11 protein-coding genes are annotated in these 17,071 nt (G+C 43.4%); 10 read left to right on the top strand and 1 reads right to left on the bottom strand.

Going from position 1 to position 17,071, the window contains the following annotated elements; translation table 11 throughout:
- From ACVW0P_RS08730 to ACVW0P_RS08770, 9 genes are all read left to right on the top strand, one after another.
- Complete coding sequence (locus ACVW0P_RS08730) at positions 1 to 906, top strand: SdiA-regulated domain-containing protein (RefSeq protein WP_457131725.1); 906 nt, start codon at positions 1 to 3, stop codon at positions 904 to 906.
- Between the two features lie 18 nt (positions 907 to 924).
- Entirely contained in the window at positions 925 to 3,498 is a 2,574-nt protein-coding gene (locus tag ACVW0P_RS08735; protein ID WP_457131726.1) for a BamA/TamA family outer membrane protein, read from the top strand.
- Positions 3,499 to 3,708: 210 nt separating this feature from the next.
- A complete protein-coding gene (locus ACVW0P_RS08740) occupies positions 3,709 to 4,014 on the top strand; it encodes a hypothetical protein (RefSeq protein WP_457131727.1) in 306 nt (101 codons plus the stop codon).
- 12 nt (positions 4,015 to 4,026) lie between these two features.
- Positions 4,027 to 6,597, top strand: a complete 2,571-nt coding sequence (locus tag ACVW0P_RS08745) for a DUF5686 family protein (protein WP_457131728.1) — start codon at positions 4,027 to 4,029, stop codon at positions 6,595 to 6,597.
- Between the two features lie 50 nt (positions 6,598 to 6,647).
- A complete protein-coding gene (locus tag ACVW0P_RS08750; protein WP_354432051.1) occupies positions 6,648 to 7,115 on the top strand; it encodes a MarR family winged helix-turn-helix transcriptional regulator in 468 nt (155 codons plus the stop codon).
- 115 nt (positions 7,116 to 7,230) lie between these two features.
- Positions 7,231 to 7,833, top strand: a complete 603-nt coding sequence (locus ACVW0P_RS08755) for a TetR/AcrR family transcriptional regulator (RefSeq protein WP_457131729.1) — start codon at positions 7,231 to 7,233, stop codon at positions 7,831 to 7,833.
- Between the two features lie 321 nt (positions 7,834 to 8,154).
- Positions 8,155 to 9,291: an efflux RND transporter periplasmic adaptor subunit gene (locus ACVW0P_RS08760; protein WP_354432053.1), complete on the top strand. Its 1,137-nt coding sequence runs from the start codon at positions 8,155 to 8,157 to the stop codon at positions 9,289 to 9,291.
- A gap of 118 nt (positions 9,292 to 9,409) precedes the next feature.
- Positions 9,410 to 12,610: an efflux RND transporter permease subunit gene (locus ACVW0P_RS08765; protein WP_457131730.1), complete on the top strand. Its 3,201-nt coding sequence runs from the start codon at positions 9,410 to 9,412 to the stop codon at positions 12,608 to 12,610.
- A 219-nt stretch (positions 12,611 to 12,829) separates the two neighbouring features.
- Entirely contained in the window at positions 12,830 to 14,242 is a 1,413-nt protein-coding gene (locus ACVW0P_RS08770) for an efflux transporter outer membrane subunit (protein ID WP_457131731.1), read from the top strand.
- Positions 14,243 to 14,535: 293 nt separating this feature from the next.
- Here ACVW0P_RS08770 and ACVW0P_RS08775 read toward each other — a convergent pair whose 3' ends face one another.
- Positions 14,536 to 14,973 (bottom strand): hypothetical protein, encoded by a 438-nt coding sequence (locus tag ACVW0P_RS08775; RefSeq protein ID WP_457131732.1) that lies wholly within the window; start codon positions 14,971 to 14,973, stop codon positions 14,536 to 14,538.
- A gap of 313 nt (positions 14,974 to 15,286) precedes the next feature.
- Between ACVW0P_RS08775 and ACVW0P_RS08780 the strand changes: the two genes are divergently transcribed.
- Positions 15,287 to 16,930, top strand: a complete 1,644-nt coding sequence (locus ACVW0P_RS08780; RefSeq protein WP_457131733.1) for a PAS domain S-box protein — start codon at positions 15,287 to 15,289, stop codon at positions 16,928 to 16,930.
- Positions 16,931 to 17,071: the final 141 nt, after the last annotated feature.

The raw sequence follows: 17,071 nt of genomic DNA on the forward strand, positions 1-17,071 counted from the left end.
ATGAAAGCAGCAGCCATAATTCCCCTTTTACTTATAGGCATTATAGGAACATCTTGCAGCCAGGAAAAAAAGAAATCGAAAAAAGCCGAAGCACCTGCTGTTGCTACAAGCAGTAGCGCCGCCCCCACACCTTACGATTTCAATAATCCTGTAAAATATAATATGGGGACAGATCTGCTCGAGATCTCGGGCATCGCGTTTAACAACGGAGACACAAGCACCATTTATGCCGAGCAGGATGAAGAAGGTAAGATCTTTTCGTTCCGCCCCGGGGATAGCAAGGTAAACCAGGCCACCTTTGGCAAACCCGGCGATTACGAAGATGTGGCAGTGCTAAATAACTTTGCTGTTATATTACGGAGCGATGGTTCACTTTTCACGTTCCCGCTTGCAGAGGTTAAGGCAGGCAAAATAAATAATGTTAAAGAATTTAAAAAGATCTTACCCGACGGCGAATACGAAGGCCTGCACGCCGCCGATGGTAAGTTATATATATTGTGTAAGCAATGTGCCGGTACCAACCACAACAAACAAGATAACGGCTATGTCTACAACATGGCCGCGGATGGTACAGTTAACGCCGCCGGCGAGTTCACTATCGATGTAGAAAAAATTGCCGCGCAGGTTGGCAAAGGCAAAATGAAGTTCCATCCATCGGCACTAGCTAAAAACCCGGTTACGAAACAATGGTATGTGCTGTCATCGGTAAATAAGTTAATAGTGGTGCTTGACGGGCAATGGAACGTTTTGCAGGCCTACCCTATTAGCGGCAAGGTGTTCTTACAACCCGAGGGCATCGCATTTGACAGCGATGGCAACTTATACATATCTAACGAGGGTGACAAAATAACACCCGGTAATATTTTGATGTTCAAGCCAAAACCTAAAACGACCCCGATACTATAGATACTAAACCCTATCCCTATGCTACGAAAAATACTTATCACAATTATAGTAGTGCCTGCCGCATTATCGTATAGCAACGCGCAAAAAGCACCGCCGCCAACGGCTGTTTTCAGGGATAGCATAGTTGTAAAAGTGCACCCAAAATATAACGAAGGAGGCGGCATCCACCGCTGGTTCTTTGGCAAAAATTACCGTAACGAATGGGCTACCGCCGTAAAACTTCCCATTATCCGTATATCTGAAATTTATGGTGGTTTAACCCCCGAAAAGGAAGGCGGCGGCATGCAATCAAAATCACTTCGGCTTAAAGATAAAAGCGGTAAGGAATGGGTGATCCGCAGCGTGGAGAAAACACCGGATAAGTTAGTTCCCGAAAGCCTGCGCCAGACTTTCGCGGTAGATTGGCTGGACGATGCGCTGAGCGGCCAGCACCCGTTCTCGGCATTGGTTGTTCCGCCATTGGCAGATGCTGTTAATGTACCGCATGCTAACCCTGTTATTGGTGTTGTAGTTGACGACCCTGCCCTTGGCGAATACAATAAGGTGTTTGCCAACCTGGTTTGCCTGCTGGAAGAGCGCGAGCCGATTGGAAAATCTGACAACACCCTAAAAATGCTGGAGAACCTGGTTAAGGATAACGATAACAGTTTTGATGGTGAAAGCTTTCTTCGTGCCCGCATGCTGGATATGCTGATTGGCGACTGGGACCGCCATGAGGACCAATGGCGCTGGGCCGAAACTAAAAAAGACAAAGGCAAGGCTTACGTTGGCGTTCCCCGCGACCGCGACCAGGTGTTTCATCTTGAGGAAGGTTTACTGCCGGATATTGCCGCTTTGCCTTATGTAAACCCGGTTTTAGGGGGTTTTACATACATTCCCAACTATAGGTTTGGCATATATAAAACCCGTTTCATAAACGCCTATCCTGATGCGCAAATGACGCATGCGCAATGGATGAAAATAGCCGATGAGTTTGTTGCCGCCGAAACAGATGAGGTGTTCGAAAAAGCCCTTCGGCTACTGCCGGGCGATACCTATAAAATGGGGCATGAAGTACTGCTGGCAAAATTGAAAGCCCGCCGCGCGCTTATCCCGATTACTATGGATAAGTACTACCGTTACATATCGCACATCCTGGATATCCGCCTGAGCGACAAGAACGAAAAGGTGGTTATAACGGGGATGCCGGATAGCAGCCTGCGCATCCAGGTAAACAAAATCAATAAAGATGGCGAAGTAAAAGACGTACTGATGGACATTGCCTACGAGCCAAAATACACTAAAGAAATCAGGCTTTATGCATCCGGTGGTGACGACAAAATCACCATCGATAACACCACCTCACCTATAAGTTTGCGGGTTATAGGCGGTAATGACGGAAATAAGGTTTATAACGTGGTACAATCGGCCAATAAGGTACGCGTTTATGATACCCACACGGCTAAGTTTGAGGGTTTGGACAACAGGCTGAGCAAACATATCTCGGCCGATACCAGCAACACCCGCTTTGTGCGCACAAACCCATACAATTTATGGATGCCACTTATAAACGGTGCATTAAATGCCGATGATGGCTTACTGATTGGTGCGGGGTTCAAATACATCAAAAATAATGGCTTCCGTAAGCTGCCATACACCAGTTCGCAAAGTTTTATGTTGACGCATGCCTTTGCTACAGATGCCTTTCGTATTAATTATACAGGCGAATGGATAGAAGCCATTGGCAAAGCCGACCTTGTTTTAAGGATAAACGCGCAAGCACCGGATAATACCGCCAACTTTTTTGGATTAGGTAACGAAACAACGCTTGATAAGGTACAGCCAAAGTACCGCAGGTTTTACCGCGCCCGTTTTGATATCTACGAGGTTGACCCCGCACTGCGGTGGCATACCGGTAAAAACAGCACACTAAGTGCCGGCCCTTCGTTCCAGTTTTATCATTTAAATTTAGAAGATAACGCGGGCAGGTTAATTAGTAACAGCTCGCTAATTGGCTCTTATGATAGTGTTACCGTTGATAGAGACAAGGCGCACGTTGGCCTGTCATTAAACTTTAACAGCAACCAGCGTGTTGGCGGTATTTTGCCAAGGGGTGGTTATTACATTAACATTAGTTTGCAAGGTTATACCGGCCTAAACAATTACTCGGCAGATTACCTGCAGATCCGCCCGGAATTTACTTTCTATCAAAAGCTTACCGGCAATGCATCGGTGGTATTATCAGACCGGATTGGTGGTGGTATCAGCGTGGGTAAACCTGCCTTTTACCAGTCAATGTTTTTGGGTGGGCAGGGCAATTTACTGGGCTATCTGCAATACCGTTTCGCAGGCAAACACATGGTTTATAATAATCTGCAGGCAAGGGTAAAACTATTTGATATAGCCAGCTACATAGTGCCGGGTCAATTGGGCCTAAGCGGCTTTTACGATACAGGCCGTGTTTGGGTCGATGACGACAGATCTGACAAATGGCACCATGGCGTTGGCGGCGGCCTATATTTTTCGCCGGGCGGCTTAACTATTTTACAGGTTTTAGCGGGCCATTCTACCGAGGGTTGGTACCCATACGTTTCACTAAACTTTAGAATTTAATAATTAATAATTTATCATTTTACGACAAATCACGGCCAGCTAAGTGTTTAAAATACACTATTTGCGCAGCGCCCCGTTTATAGCTAAACGGGCGCTTTTGTCATACCACTATCTCAACTACTGACTTTTGTCATGCCAAAGTTAAATAGTAAATTTGGTTGACGATATTCGTCAACTTGGTTTACCTTTGTTGTGTTATTAATCACAGCAATGAAAACGTTAACCCTACCTCAGCAAAGCATCAGCAATCTTTTCAAAAGAAATACTGACCATACCGCTGTTTCACAAAACACCGTATCTACCTCAACTTTAGGCAGCAAAAACAGCATGTCTGCAAGCCAGTACATCATCAGCGCGTTGGAAGAAGGGTTTAAACAAAACTTTTTAGGTGCTGATATTGATATGGAGTTTTTAACCCTTACTGTTCGCAGCTATGCAACATCAACGGTTAAAGCTATCCGCAAAATGACGGCTAAACCTGCCAAACAACAAAACATCAACCAAACCTCTATCTAATCTCACAATAAAATGAAAACACTTTTTACTCAAATAGTTAATAAAATTGCAGTGCTGCTTTTGGTGCTGCTTTCGTCGGTTACGGCGCTACATGCACAAACCATTGTGCGCGGTGTGATAACAGATGCCAAAACAAAACAGCCAATGAGTTACGTAACCGTAACTTTTGCAGGCACCACACAAGGCGCAGGCACCAATGGCCAGGGCCATTACAGTATCTCCACTACCGATGCAAGCATCAACCAGATCAAGGTATCTTTTGTAGGTTACCGCACCGCTACACGTGCTATAACCCCCGGCCAGGACCAAACCATTAACATCGCACTTACCGAAGACAACCACTCGTTAAGCGAGGTGGTTGTAAAATCGGCCAAAAAGAAAAAATACACCAATAAGAATAACCCCGCCGTCGAACTGATCCGCCAGGTAATTGCCCACAAAGCACAAAACCAGGTCGAGAATTATAACTATGCCGAGTACAAACAGTACGAACGCATGAACTTTTCGTTAAGTAACCTAAGCGATAAATTCCGCAGTAAAAAGATCTTTAAGAACTATCAGTTCCTGTTCCGCGAGCAGGATTCTACCGCTATAGGTGGCAAAACATTGCTGCCGATGTACCAGGAAGAAAAAACATCTGACAACTACTTCCGCAAGGCGCCATTCGCTAAAAAGCAGATCATCACCGCCAACAAACAAGTAAAATACGACGAGAATTTTGTAGATAACCAGGGCCTTACCGCATACTTTAACCGTATGTACCAGGATATCAACATCTATGATAACAACGTATCACTGTTAAGCAACCAGTTGTTAAGCCCTATCGCTAACGGCTCTCCCGAATTTTACAAGTTCTTTATTACTGATACACTTAAAGATGTACAGCCGAACCTTATCGAGCTAAGCTTTACACCACGCAACACCAACAACCTTTTATTCGAGGGTAAAATATATATCACGATGGATGGCAACTACGCCGTTCAAAACGCGCACTTAACCGTTAATAAAAACATCAACCTTAACTTTGTAAGGCAAATGCAGGCCGACCTCTCTTTCGAGAAGAACAACGACGGCCGTTACCACCTTAACCAAAGCGACCTGAAGATCGAGTTTGGTATCAACAAAGAAAAAGGCGGCGGTATATATGGCGAACGCCTGGTTACGGTGAGCAACTTTGTGATCAACAACGCGCGTACCAACGATACCTATAAAGGCCCTGCACAAGTTATAGCGCTAAACGCAGAGGACAAAGACGATACCTACTGGCAAATGACCCGCCCCGATACTTTAGACGCGGCATCGGCAAGTATCTATAAGAACATTGATAGCCTGCAAACCATCCCATCGTTCAAAAAAACAATGGATATTGCAACACTGGTATTAGCCGGTTACAAAAACTATGGCACATTTGAAGTTGGCCCTGCCAATACATTCTACAGCTTTAACCCCGTAGAAGGTTTCCGCGTTCGTTTAGGCGGCCGTACCACCCCTACCCTTAGTAAACGTGTTTACTTTGAAACGTACGGTGCTTACGGTGTGCGCGACGAAAAATTCAAATACTTTTTAAGCAGTACTTACTCACTTAACAACAAATCTATCTATTCGTTCCCGCAAAACTACGTAAGGGCAAGTTTCCAGCACGATACCAAAATACCGGGCCAGGAACTGCAATTTGTACAGGAAAGCAACTTCCTGCTATCATTTAAACGCGGTGCAAATGATATATGGTTGTATAACGACATTTTGAGGTTTGATTATGTGCACGAGTTTACCAACCACTTATCGTACACATTAGGTTTCAAAAAATGGAACCAGACACCTGCAGGTGCTTTACAATATCAAAACCTGTTGCCAAATGGCGCTTTAAACAATGTAGACCTGATCCAGACCACCGAGTTATCGGCACAAATCCGTTGGGCACCACATGAAAAATTTTACCAGGGTAAACTTTACCGCACCCCAATACCTGACAAATATCCCGTGTTTATCTTGAACTATACTCAAGGTATTAAAGGTGTATTTGGTGGCGAATACAATTACCAAAACGTAATGGGTAACATCAGCAAACGTTTTTACCTTTCGCAGTTAGGTTTCACCGATGTTACTACCGAGGGTGGTGTTGTGTTTGGCAAGGTGCCATTCCCGTTATTGGATATCCACCACGCCAACCAAACCTACGCGTTCCAACTGCAATCATATAACTTAATGAACTTCCAGGAATTTGTGAGCGACCACTACGCCAGCATCGCTATCGACCATAACTTTAACGGCTTTTTGTTTAACCGCATCCCATTGTTGAAGAAACTGAAACTGCGCGAGATAATAGATGTAAAAAGCCTTTGGGGCGGTGTACGTACCGAAAACAACCCTAACAGCGACCCATCGTTACTGCGTTTCCCGGGTGCATTAAATGGCGGTGCGGGCACTTATGCCTTAGGCAGCACACCCTATGTTGAGGGCAGCATAGGTGTAGGTAACATATTTAAATTGCTACGTGTAGATTTTGTAAAGAGGTTTACCTACCTGGATAACCCGGGTGCACCAAGATACGGTGTGAGGTTCTTTGTCAAATTTGACTTTTAATTATATATATTCGTAAACCAGGTTGACATTTAATTGTTAATAGTACTATCATGGCAGAAACTTGTGTAATGACCGAAGAAACAAAAAAGGTTGCCCCAAAGTTGGTGTACCTGCTTAAGCGCCTTTTGGACGAGTGGATGAGCAAAAAGCTTTGCCGTATAGACCAGCCGGGTTTTAACAGCGCGCATTTGCCACTGTTTATGAGCATAGGCAAAACGGGGATCTCCAATAACGAGCTGGCCGCCAAAATGAACGTGAGCAAACAAGCCACCAGTAAAATGGTAAAAGAGCTGGAAGCCATTAATATGGTACGCAGCGAGAAAAGCATTGATGATGCCCGTGTAGTGATGTTGTATTTTACCACCGAAGGCGAGGCATTCTATTATAACTTAAAGAAACAGGTTGCCGACCTGGAAGATCAGTATAAAAAAGTTGCAGGTACCAAAAATTACGAAATTGCTATTGAAGTGATGCTGAAACTTGTAAAGTTTCATGAAGACAATAACTGCACAGGTTAATAATCATAAATTAATTAGGAATTTAATAAGCAAATGACATTAGGATGAAACGGTTTATTATTTACCGTTGTACATTTGCTTAACACTGTTAAATAATCTAATAGGGGTAAATAAAATGGCCAGCAAGGATAGGATATTACGATTGAAAGAGGAAACCAGGGTGAACATCCTGGAGGCCGCTTTGCAAATTGTTAAAGCAGAAGGATGGCAGGCCCTGAGTATGCGTAAAATAGCAGACGTTATTGAATATACCGCCCCTATTATTTACGAATACTTCGCCAACAAAGAGGCAATACTTTTAGAACTTAACCGCCAGGGTTATTTAAAATTATCAAAGCAATTACAGGAAGCTAAAGACAAACACACCTCACCGGCAAACCAGCTGGAAGAAATGTGGCTTAGCTATTGGAATTTTGCCTTTGCAAACAAAGAGCTTTATCAAGGTATGTTTGGCATCACAACCAGCTGCGCCTGTAAAATGGTGAACGAACTGCCCGAGGCAGAATTACCATGGGATATTATTTCGGCATCTATTGGCGATTTGATGAATATTCAGGATATGGATTCGGATATCATTTGTACCAAGTACTATACTTTTTGGTCGGTAGTACATGGGTTAGTTTCTATTAACTTGCTGGACCGTGGCGACTCTGATAAAATAAACAGACAAGTGTTAAGGGATGCTATCACCGGCATAATAAGGTCTATCACCCCTTAATTTTTTTCTAAATATTTAAACATCGTTAAATTATCTAACGATGTTAAATTAACGTTAACAAATATAAAACTCACGTCACATGGAAACTACAATCACCTCGACATTAAGGCACTTAACAGTGTTAAATAATCTACCAATGTTAATAACTAATTTTTGTTGCCGTTAGCTACGGTGATAATTAACCGAAAACTCAAACATATAATATCGGATACAACAATACTTATAAGCATGTACAATACAACAAAAACAACAGACACCATATATATTAACAGCCTCCGGGCTGCACTCACTCCCATTAACTCACCATCAAAACTAATCATCATGAAAATTATCTTAGCAGCGATCATCGCCATTTCCATATTCAGTTGCGGGCCAAAGCAGCAGGCGCCACAGGCACCACCCCCACCGGCATTACCCGTAGCGGCAGTAACAACAGGTAACCAAACAACTTACCAGGAATACCCTGCATCTATAGAAGGTACCGTAAACGTTGAAGTTCGCCCACAGGTAAGCGGTTCATTAGATAAAGTATTTGTTGACGAAGGCGCTTTTGTAAGCGCAGGCCAACCGATATTTAAAATAAACGAACAACCGTTCCGCGCTGCCTTAAACAACGCGTTAGCAAGTTTACACGCCGCAGAAGCATCACAGGGTAACGCCCAGATAGAGGTTGATAAACTTACCCCCCTTGTTGCAAACAAAGTAATATCAGAATACCAGTTGAAAACAGCGAAAGCGACCTACCAGGTAGCAAAAGCCAATATCGAATCGGCCAAAGCCAACGTTGCAACCGCGCAGATCAACTTAGGTTATACCCTAATAAAAGCACCGGTTAGCGGTTACATTGGCCGTTTGTTAAAAAAACAAGGCAGCCTGGTTTCACCACAGGATGTTGAAGCGTTAACCCAACTGTCTGACGTGCACGAAGTACACGTTTATTTCGCCCTTGGCGAAAAAGACTTTGTAGGCTTTAAAGACCGGTACGAAGGCAGCACCATTAAGGATAAACTTAAACACCTGCCAGCAGTAAGCTTACTATTAGCCGATGGCAGCGAATACGCCAAAGCAGGTAAAATAGATGTAATAGACGGTCAGTTTGATAAAAATACCGGCGCCATTACAGTAAGGGCAACCTTTGCAAACCCCCAAGGCTTATTACGCTCGGGAAACACAGGTAAGGTTAGGTTAAGCCTGCCGCATCCAAACACATTGATAATACCTCAATCGGCTACCATCGAAATGCAGGATAAGATCTTCGTATTTGCATTGGCAGATAGCAACAAGGTTAAAAAATTACCTATTACGATTGAAGGCACAAGCGGCGAAAACTACCTGGTTAAAGATGGCGTTAAAGCCGGCGACCAGATAGTGCTAAGCGGTATCGACAAATTGCAGGAAGGAATGGTTATAGCCCCGCAAAAATCTGCAGACAAAGCAGTTGCCGTAGCTAAAAACTAATCTGAGAATAGACACAAGAATTTAAGAATCAAGAAACAAGATATGAGGAATTGGGGTGATGCCATAGGGTGTCTTGTCTCCTGCTTTCTTATATCCTGCCACTCTAAATAAAAATATCATGTTTAAGAAATTCATAGAAAGGCCGGTATTATCAACCGTTATCTCCATATTGTTGGTGATAGTAGGTATACTTGGCCTAACCAAATTGCCCTTAGAGCGTTTCCCAAATATTGCCCCGCCGGCCGTATTGGTAACCGCTGTTTACCCGGGCGCAAATGCCGAAACGATATTACGGTCGGTAACACCTTCCCTGGAAGAAGCAATTAACGGTGTAGAAGGCATGACCTACATGACATCTACCGCCAGTAACGACGGTTCACTTGGTATCACCGTTTACTTTAAACAAGGCACTAACCCAGATCAGGCAGCCGTAAACGTGCAAAACCGCGTTTCGCAGGCTACAAGCCAATTACCTGCCGAGGTTGTGCAGTATGGTATCACCACCACTAAACAGCAAAATAGCTTTATTGGTGCGATGGCCATTTATACCGATGATCCAAAAAAATATGACGCAACCTTTGTTGCCAACTACGCGCAGATCAACATAGTACCCGAAATAAAACGTATCCCGGGCGTAGGTTCGGCACAAGTATTTGGCGGTGTAAAAGATTACAGTATGCGTGTGTGGTTAAACCCGGCACAAATGGCGACTTATAAAATTACCCCTGCCGAAGTTATGGCCGCCATTCAGGATAAAAACGTTGAAGCTGCCCCCGGCCGTTTTGGCGAGCGCAGTGACAAATCATTCGAGTACGTAATTAAGTATAAAGGTAAACTCACCAAACCCGAGGAATACCAGAATATTGCCATCCGTTCTAACGCAGATGGTTCGGTATTGCACTTAAAAGATGTAGCGCGTGTTGAATTGGGTGCATACTCATACAACAGTTATAGCAACCTAAACGGCAAGGATGGTGTTATTATCGGTATCATCCAGTTATCTGGTTCTAACGCGAATGAAATCCAGATCCAAATTGATAAACTGATGGAGAAAGCCGCTAAGAGCTTCCCTATCGGCATCAAATACAACCAGTTCTATCGTACCAAAACAGACCTGGACGAATCTATAACCCAGGTAGAGCATACGTTAATAGAAGCCTTTGTGCTTGTATTCATCGTAGTATTCATATTCCTTCAGGATTTCCGTTCTACCCTTATCCCGGCAATTGCCGTCCCGGTGGCTATTATTGGTACGTTCTTCTTTATGCAATTGTTTGGGTTCTCTATTAACCTGTTAACGTTGTTCGCGCTGGTACTCGCTATTGGTATTGTGGTGGATGATGCCATTGTGGTTGTCGAGGCCGTGCACGCCAAAATGGAGCACGACCCAAGCCTCAGCCCTAAAAAGGCAACTACCGAAGCAATGCACGAAATAACCGGTGCTATTATATCAATCACGCTGGTAATGGCTGCAGTGTTCCTGCCTGTAAGTTTCATGAGCGGTTCTGCCGGTATCTTCTACAAACAGTTTGCGTTGACCATGGCCATAGCCATTATCATATCGGCTGTTAACGCTTTAACCTTAAGCCCTGCTTTGGCTGCGCTTTTCTTAAAGAACAAGCACACTGCTGATGGGCACAACGCACCAAAAAAAGGTTTTGTAGATAAGTTTTATGCAGGTTTTAACGGTGGTTTCAACTTCATCACCAACAGGTATGTTGGCGGGTTAAAATTACTTATCAAAAATAAATGGATAAGCATGGCCGGCCTTGGGTTGGTTATTGTTGCCACCGTATTTATGGTGGGCCGCACAAAAACCGGCTTTATACCTACCGAAGATCAGGGCTTTGTAGCCATAGCGGTTTCAACCCCATCGGGTACATCGTTAAACGGTACTAACAAGATCTTCAAACAAGCCGAAGAACAGTTAAAAACACTGCCGTCTGCAAGGTTTGTTACCGCGCTATCGGGTTTCAACTTCTTAACACAGTCAAGCAGCCCGTCGGCAGGTGTTATCTTCCTGTTATTAAAACCTACGCATGAACGTGGCGATGTAAAAAATATCGACGAGATCCAAAACATTGTACGTGGCAAATTAGGTGCTGTACCGGGCGGAACATTCTTCGTGTTCAGTTTTCCAACCGTACCGGGCTTTAGTAATGTGGAAGCTTTGGATGTGATGCTGCAGGATAAAACCAACGGTAAACTGGATAAGTTTAGCGGCATTGCCAACAACTTCATCGCCAAGGTGATGCAGAAACCGGCAGTTGCCTACGCCTTTACATCATACAAAGCCGACTACCCGCAATTGCAATTAGAAATTGACGACGAAAAGGCCAACCAGCTTGGTGTAAGTGTTAAAGATATCTTATCAACTATGCAGGCCTACTTCGGTACCGCGCAAGCGTCAGACTTTAACCGCTTTGGTAAATATTACCGTGTGGTTGTGCAAGCTGATATCGCCGACCGTACCGACCCTACAACTATCGACCGTGTGTTTGTAAAAAACAAAGCAGGCGAAACCGTGCCTATCAACACCCTGGTTAAATTAACCCGTGTGTATGGTTCAGAAACCGCATCGCGTTATAACCTGTTCAACTCTATCGAGGTGAACGCTATCCCTAAACCGGGCTACAGCTCGGGTGATGCTATTGAGGCTATCAGGCAGACAGCAAAAGAAGAATTGCCGGAGGGTTACGCGTACGAGTTCTCGGGCCAAACCCGTGAGGAGATCTCATCAGGCGGGCAGTCTACCGTGGTATTCCTGCTGTGTTTAGTGTTCGTTTACTTCCTGTTATCTGCGCAGTACGAAAGTTACATCCTGCCATTGGCTGTGATCCTTTCTATCCCTACAGGTTTGTTTGGTGTGTTTGCCGTACTTGGATTAACCGGTATAGAAAACAACATCTACGTACAGGTAGCGCTTATCATGCTTATCGGTTTGCTGGCCAAGAATGCCATCCTTATCATAGAGTTCGCGGTGCAGAAACGCAAGTCGGGTATGAGCCTGGTCAATTCAGCCATCGAAGCTGCAAGATTAAGGATCCGCCCTATTGTGATGACATCACTTGCCTTCGTATTCGGGTTATTTCCAATGAGTATAGCAACAGGGCCGTCTGCACAGGGTAACCACTCTATCAGTATCGGTGCTGCCGGCGGTATGGTATCTGGTGTAATATTAGGGTTATTAATTATCCCGGTACTGTTTGTGATCTTCCAGCATTTGCAGGAAAAAGTTAGCGGCACACCGTTATCACGCCATCTGGATAAAAATTACAACCCGGATGCTAAGCCTACAGAAATAGCAGAAGCACATTAAAAGGTCTTACTCACCCCGACTACGCTTCGCTGGTCGACCCTCTCTGCTTTGCAAAGAGGGTGAAAAAGTCAAGTCCTCTTTCCGCTTACGGAGAGAGGGTGGTCAAGCGAAGCAATGACCGGGTGAGTAAATCGCAGAGTAGAAAACATTCAATAACAACCGATCCGTATACCCCTCTCCCCTGGAGAGGGGTTGGGGAAAGGCTAAAAACACAACACAATGAAAAGATACATCAACACATTCGTCTTTATGCTGTTAATGGCATTAAGCGCATGTAAGGTTTCAAAAGATATTGAAACGCCCAAACCTGCATTGCCCGTGGCATTCAGGAATGCAGCTACTACCGATACTACCAGCATTGCAGATATACAGTGGAAAAGCTTTTTTACTGATGCTACCCTGCAAAAGTTGATAGATACTGCTATTGTAAACAATTACGATATGCAGATAGCGGTAAAAAACATTGAGTCCTCGCGATTACTATTTGCCCAGGTAAAATGGAACTATACCCCTACCGTAAACCTTAACGTTACGGCAAGCACCAGCCGCCCAAGCGACAACAGCCTGAACGGTTTAAGCCTGGGCGCATTTGGCGTAGGCACTAAACATATCGAAGATTACTCGGCCAACCTTGATTTATCGTGGGAAGCTGATATCTGGGGTAAGATCCGCAACCAAAACAAAGCCGCTTTAGTGCAATATTTGCAAACTGCCGAGGCTAAAAAAGCCATCCAGACCAACATCGTAGCCGGTGTATCGCAAGGGTACTATAACCTGCTGATGCTGGACGAGCAATTGACTATCGCCCAAAAGAATGTAAAGCTGAACGATAGCACACTGCGCATTATCCGTTTGCAGTTTGATGCAGGCCAGGTAACTTCATTAGCAGTGCAACAAGCCGACGCGCAACGCCAGGCAGCAGCCCAATTGGTACCCCAGTTTGAGCAGAATATCACCATTCAGGAAAACGCATTGCGTATTTTAACAGGTACACTGCCAGATAGGATAGAACGCAGCAATACCCTAAGCAACCTGCAAATTGCCGATAACCTGCCATCGGGCTTACCATCGGCCATTGTTAGCCGCAGGCCCGATGTAAGATCTGCCGAGTTAGCTTTGAACATCTCTAACGCAAACGTTGGCATCACAAAAGCTAATATGTACCCGGCATTAACTATCAGCGCATCCGGTGGGGTTAATAGCTTTAAAGCAAGCAACTGGTTTAACATCCCGGCTTCGTTATTTGGTTCCGTTTTGGGTGGTTTAACCCAGCCATTGTTCAACAAAAAAAGGTTGAGGACACAATACGAAGTTGCGAAAATAGATCGCGAAAAAACAGTAATACAATTCCGCCAGTCGGTATTGAACGCCGTTGGCGAAGTATCTGATGCTTTGGTATCTATCGAAAAATTAAAAACACAGCAAACCATAGCAGCTAACAGGGTAACTACCCTGCAGCAGGCAACCGGCAATGCCAATATGTTATTCAAAAATGGTTTGGCAACTTACCTGGAGGTGATAACCGCACAGGGTAACGTACTGCAAAGCGAATTGGAACTGGCGTCCATCAAACGTGCGCAACTCAGCGCCGTCTCCAACCTGTACCGCTCTTTAGGCGGTGGCTGGAGATAAAAATACCCATTGATGAGTGATGAGTGATAAGCCGCTTTACCGGGGTTCCCCCCTGGTGAGCGGCTTTGTTATTTTGTACTGTCCCGTTTTTGTGACCAACGTGTGGGACACTTACGTAACACCATGATATACAATAGATTAATTTTTTATAAATTCATCAAAAAATAAAACAATCACTTCATATAAAATATATAAATATATGTATATCAATTATTTATACATTTTATATAGGATCTCTCATTTATCAAAAAACGGTACAGGACGGGACACCGTGGTACACCCGTTCGTTTTGATTATCTATCAGCAATAATTACGGCCAGGTACAGGCATAAAAAAGTAATTGCTACGCCAATAAAAGCCACCAGGATAACCCTTCCCCATCCAAATAAACCTTCGCCACCTGCGGTGTAAGCTATAATTTGGCTTCCCTGAAAATGATCTGCCATGTAATAGGCGGCCCAACCGTATGCTAACGGAAAAATATAGTTAGGGATTTTAACGTCAGCAGGTATTGCAACAATACCGCCGGTTATTATAATTGTAGCTGCAATCCCGTAGATCCAGGAAGCCCTGGCCCTACCCTTGTCGCCAAAAGCTTTGTAGTTTTCGGCAAAATAGTAACCCGCCACAATTGGCCCGCCTAAAAATGTACCAAAACGGATCTGCGTTGTGCTAAACACCCTGGGTTTTATAACTGCTTCGGCTACCTGTTGTTCCTGCTGGATTTCCATTGAATTATTAGATGGTATAAATTTATATCATTTTAATGGCGATGGCATAATAAAGGTTAGCGCGTACATATTATTAAGTGCCAAAAGTCTAAACACAGGTCAGCATATTATAATTAGTTCATAAACTGCAATTTATTTTTAATTAAAGATATTATTACGATATTACTATTGTTTAATAGACGGGTACTTAATTGAATATATTTATAATTAACAAGTTATTACATAATGTTACGCAACTATTCTTTTCACCGCTATGCCACGATCTTAAATATATTAAAGATCGTTTAATACTTCCTTCCAAAAAATTTTAGCGATGCAAAACCCGATAATTACTTCACTTTACAGCCCGGCCCCTTTACCCGGAAAATTAAGATCTATAACCATAACGGGTTTTATAAGTATCACCATAGGCTCTTTAGTATTAACCGGCTGGATATTCCACATAGCTATTTTACAAGCTGTGTTACCAAAGTTTGTTTCAATGAAGGTTAATACAGCTATCGAATTCATTTTAGTGGGGTTTGCCTTGCTGGTTACACAATTCAAAATCAGGAAAAGCCACCTGATCATCGCGCGTATCTTGTATTTAACTGTTATTGTGATCGGCTTTGCTTCGTTAATTGAGAGTATATTCCGATTTAATTTAGGTATAGACGAACTATTTTTTGCTGATACAGCTGCTGTTAACCAACACTTATCTTACCCCGGGCGGATGTCTCCAATAACTGCTGTTTGTTTTATTTTGCTGGGCTGCTCGTTTTGGGGTTTTACAACTAAGTCGAATATTAATCATATCATTTCTCAATACTGCTTAAACTTTGTAACAGCCATTTCTGCTGTGGCCATAATAGGATATTTATACGGCTTATCGTCATTTTACAGCATTAGCTATGCTGGTTCAATACCTATACATACCGCGTTCTTATTGTTTTTAATATCGCTTACCGCAAGCTGGCTTCAGCCCTCTATAGGGATAAATGAATTATTCGCCGGTAAGCTTGTAGGCAATGTCATGGCTAAAAGGGTTCTTATTATTGCTGTTTTTATAATCCTATTTTTTGGAATTCTAAGTTTAATAGGCAGGCATTTTAAGTTGTTTTCTTTTAAGAATGGTATGAGTTTACTCATTATTGGTTTTATATGCGCGGGATTTGTGATGGTTTGGAACATGGCCCGGTGGATGAACAAACTTGATACGGGGCGCCGTGATGCCGAAACAGAGGTAGCGTTGATGAATGATCAGCTTGAACTTAGGGTGAAACAACGGTCAGACAAATTAACCATCCTGATGGCAAAATACCGCGAAACTGAAGCTAAATTTAAGGCTGCTTTTGAACATTCTGCCATAGGGACAGCTTTGGTAACCTTAAAAGGCAAGTGGTTTCAGGTAAACAGAAGTTTATGTGATATGATGGGTTACAAAGAACAAGAACTGCTTACCATGTCAATCGATAGTATTTACGGCGATAACCGGATGGTTGATCCACATCAGGAAAATGAGCTGTCAGCCATTTTTAGCAATCCCGGCAAAATTGAAAGGCGCTATAAATGTAAAGACAAATCTATCGTATGGATATCTGTAAATACCGCGGCGGTTAACAACAAAAAAGGTGGCGCAATTTACTTTGTTAGCCAATTTGAAGATATAACCAACCGCAAAAATGCAGAAATAAACCTTAAAGCTGCATACAAGGATATTGAAAACCACGTAAAAACCATACAAGGGCTTGCCTGGAAACAATCGCATATGATCCGCCGCCCGTTAGCCAACCTACAGGGCCTTACCGGCCTCTTGAAGGACGATAATTTAGATAGCGAAGTTTTGGTTCATATCGAAAAAGAGTTGATCGCTTTAGATAAGATAATTATTGAAATGGCTGAAGATGCGACATGCAAAGGCATCAAAAAAATCGTAGCCAAAAAACGGTCCTTCAAAAAGCCGGTTAAAATTACCTAAGGTAAAAATGGCATTTATACTTGAAGCATCAATTTATCTGCTCCCAAAAAATAAATTCATCGATAACAAAATCCTCAAAAATTCCCTATATTTATACAAGGGCGCATTTTGACAGCTGCCAGGCTGCAACACCCATGTTTT

The sequence above is a fragment of the Mucilaginibacter sp. UYNi724 genome (genome assembly GCF_054057495.1).

Excerpts from the sequence above, each read along its gene's own strand:
- ACVW0P_RS08730 (WP_457131725.1), top strand. The coding sequence starts at position 1 with ATGAAAGCAGCAGCCATAATTCCCCTTTTACTTATAGGCATTATAGGA.
- ACVW0P_RS08735 (WP_457131726.1), top strand. The coding sequence starts at position 925 with ATGCTACGAAAAATACTTATCACAATTATAGTAGTGCCTGCCGCATTA.
- ACVW0P_RS08740 (WP_457131727.1), top strand. The coding sequence starts at position 3,709 with ATGAAAACGTTAACCCTACCTCAGCAAAGCATCAGCAATCTTTTCAAA.
- ACVW0P_RS08745 (WP_457131728.1), top strand. The coding sequence starts at position 4,027 with ATGAAAACACTTTTTACTCAAATAGTTAATAAAATTGCAGTGCTGCTT.
- ACVW0P_RS08750 (WP_354432051.1), top strand. The coding sequence starts at position 6,648 with ATGGCAGAAACTTGTGTAATGACCGAAGAAACAAAAAAGGTTGCCCCA.
- ACVW0P_RS08755 (WP_457131729.1), top strand. The coding sequence starts at position 7,231 with ATGGCCAGCAAGGATAGGATATTACGATTGAAAGAGGAAACCAGGGTG.
- ACVW0P_RS08760 (WP_354432053.1), top strand. The coding sequence starts at position 8,155 with ATGAAAATTATCTTAGCAGCGATCATCGCCATTTCCATATTCAGTTGC.
- ACVW0P_RS08765 (WP_457131730.1), top strand. The coding sequence starts at position 9,410 with ATGTTTAAGAAATTCATAGAAAGGCCGGTATTATCAACCGTTATCTCC.
- ACVW0P_RS08770 (WP_457131731.1), top strand. The coding sequence starts at position 12,830 with ATGAAAAGATACATCAACACATTCGTCTTTATGCTGTTAATGGCATTA.
- ACVW0P_RS08775 (WP_457131732.1), bottom strand. The coding sequence starts at position 14,973 with ATGGAAATCCAGCAGGAACAACAGGTAGCCGAAGCAGTTATAAAACCC.
- ACVW0P_RS08780 (WP_457131733.1), top strand. The coding sequence starts at position 15,287 with ATGCAAAACCCGATAATTACTTCACTTTACAGCCCGGCCCCTTTACCC.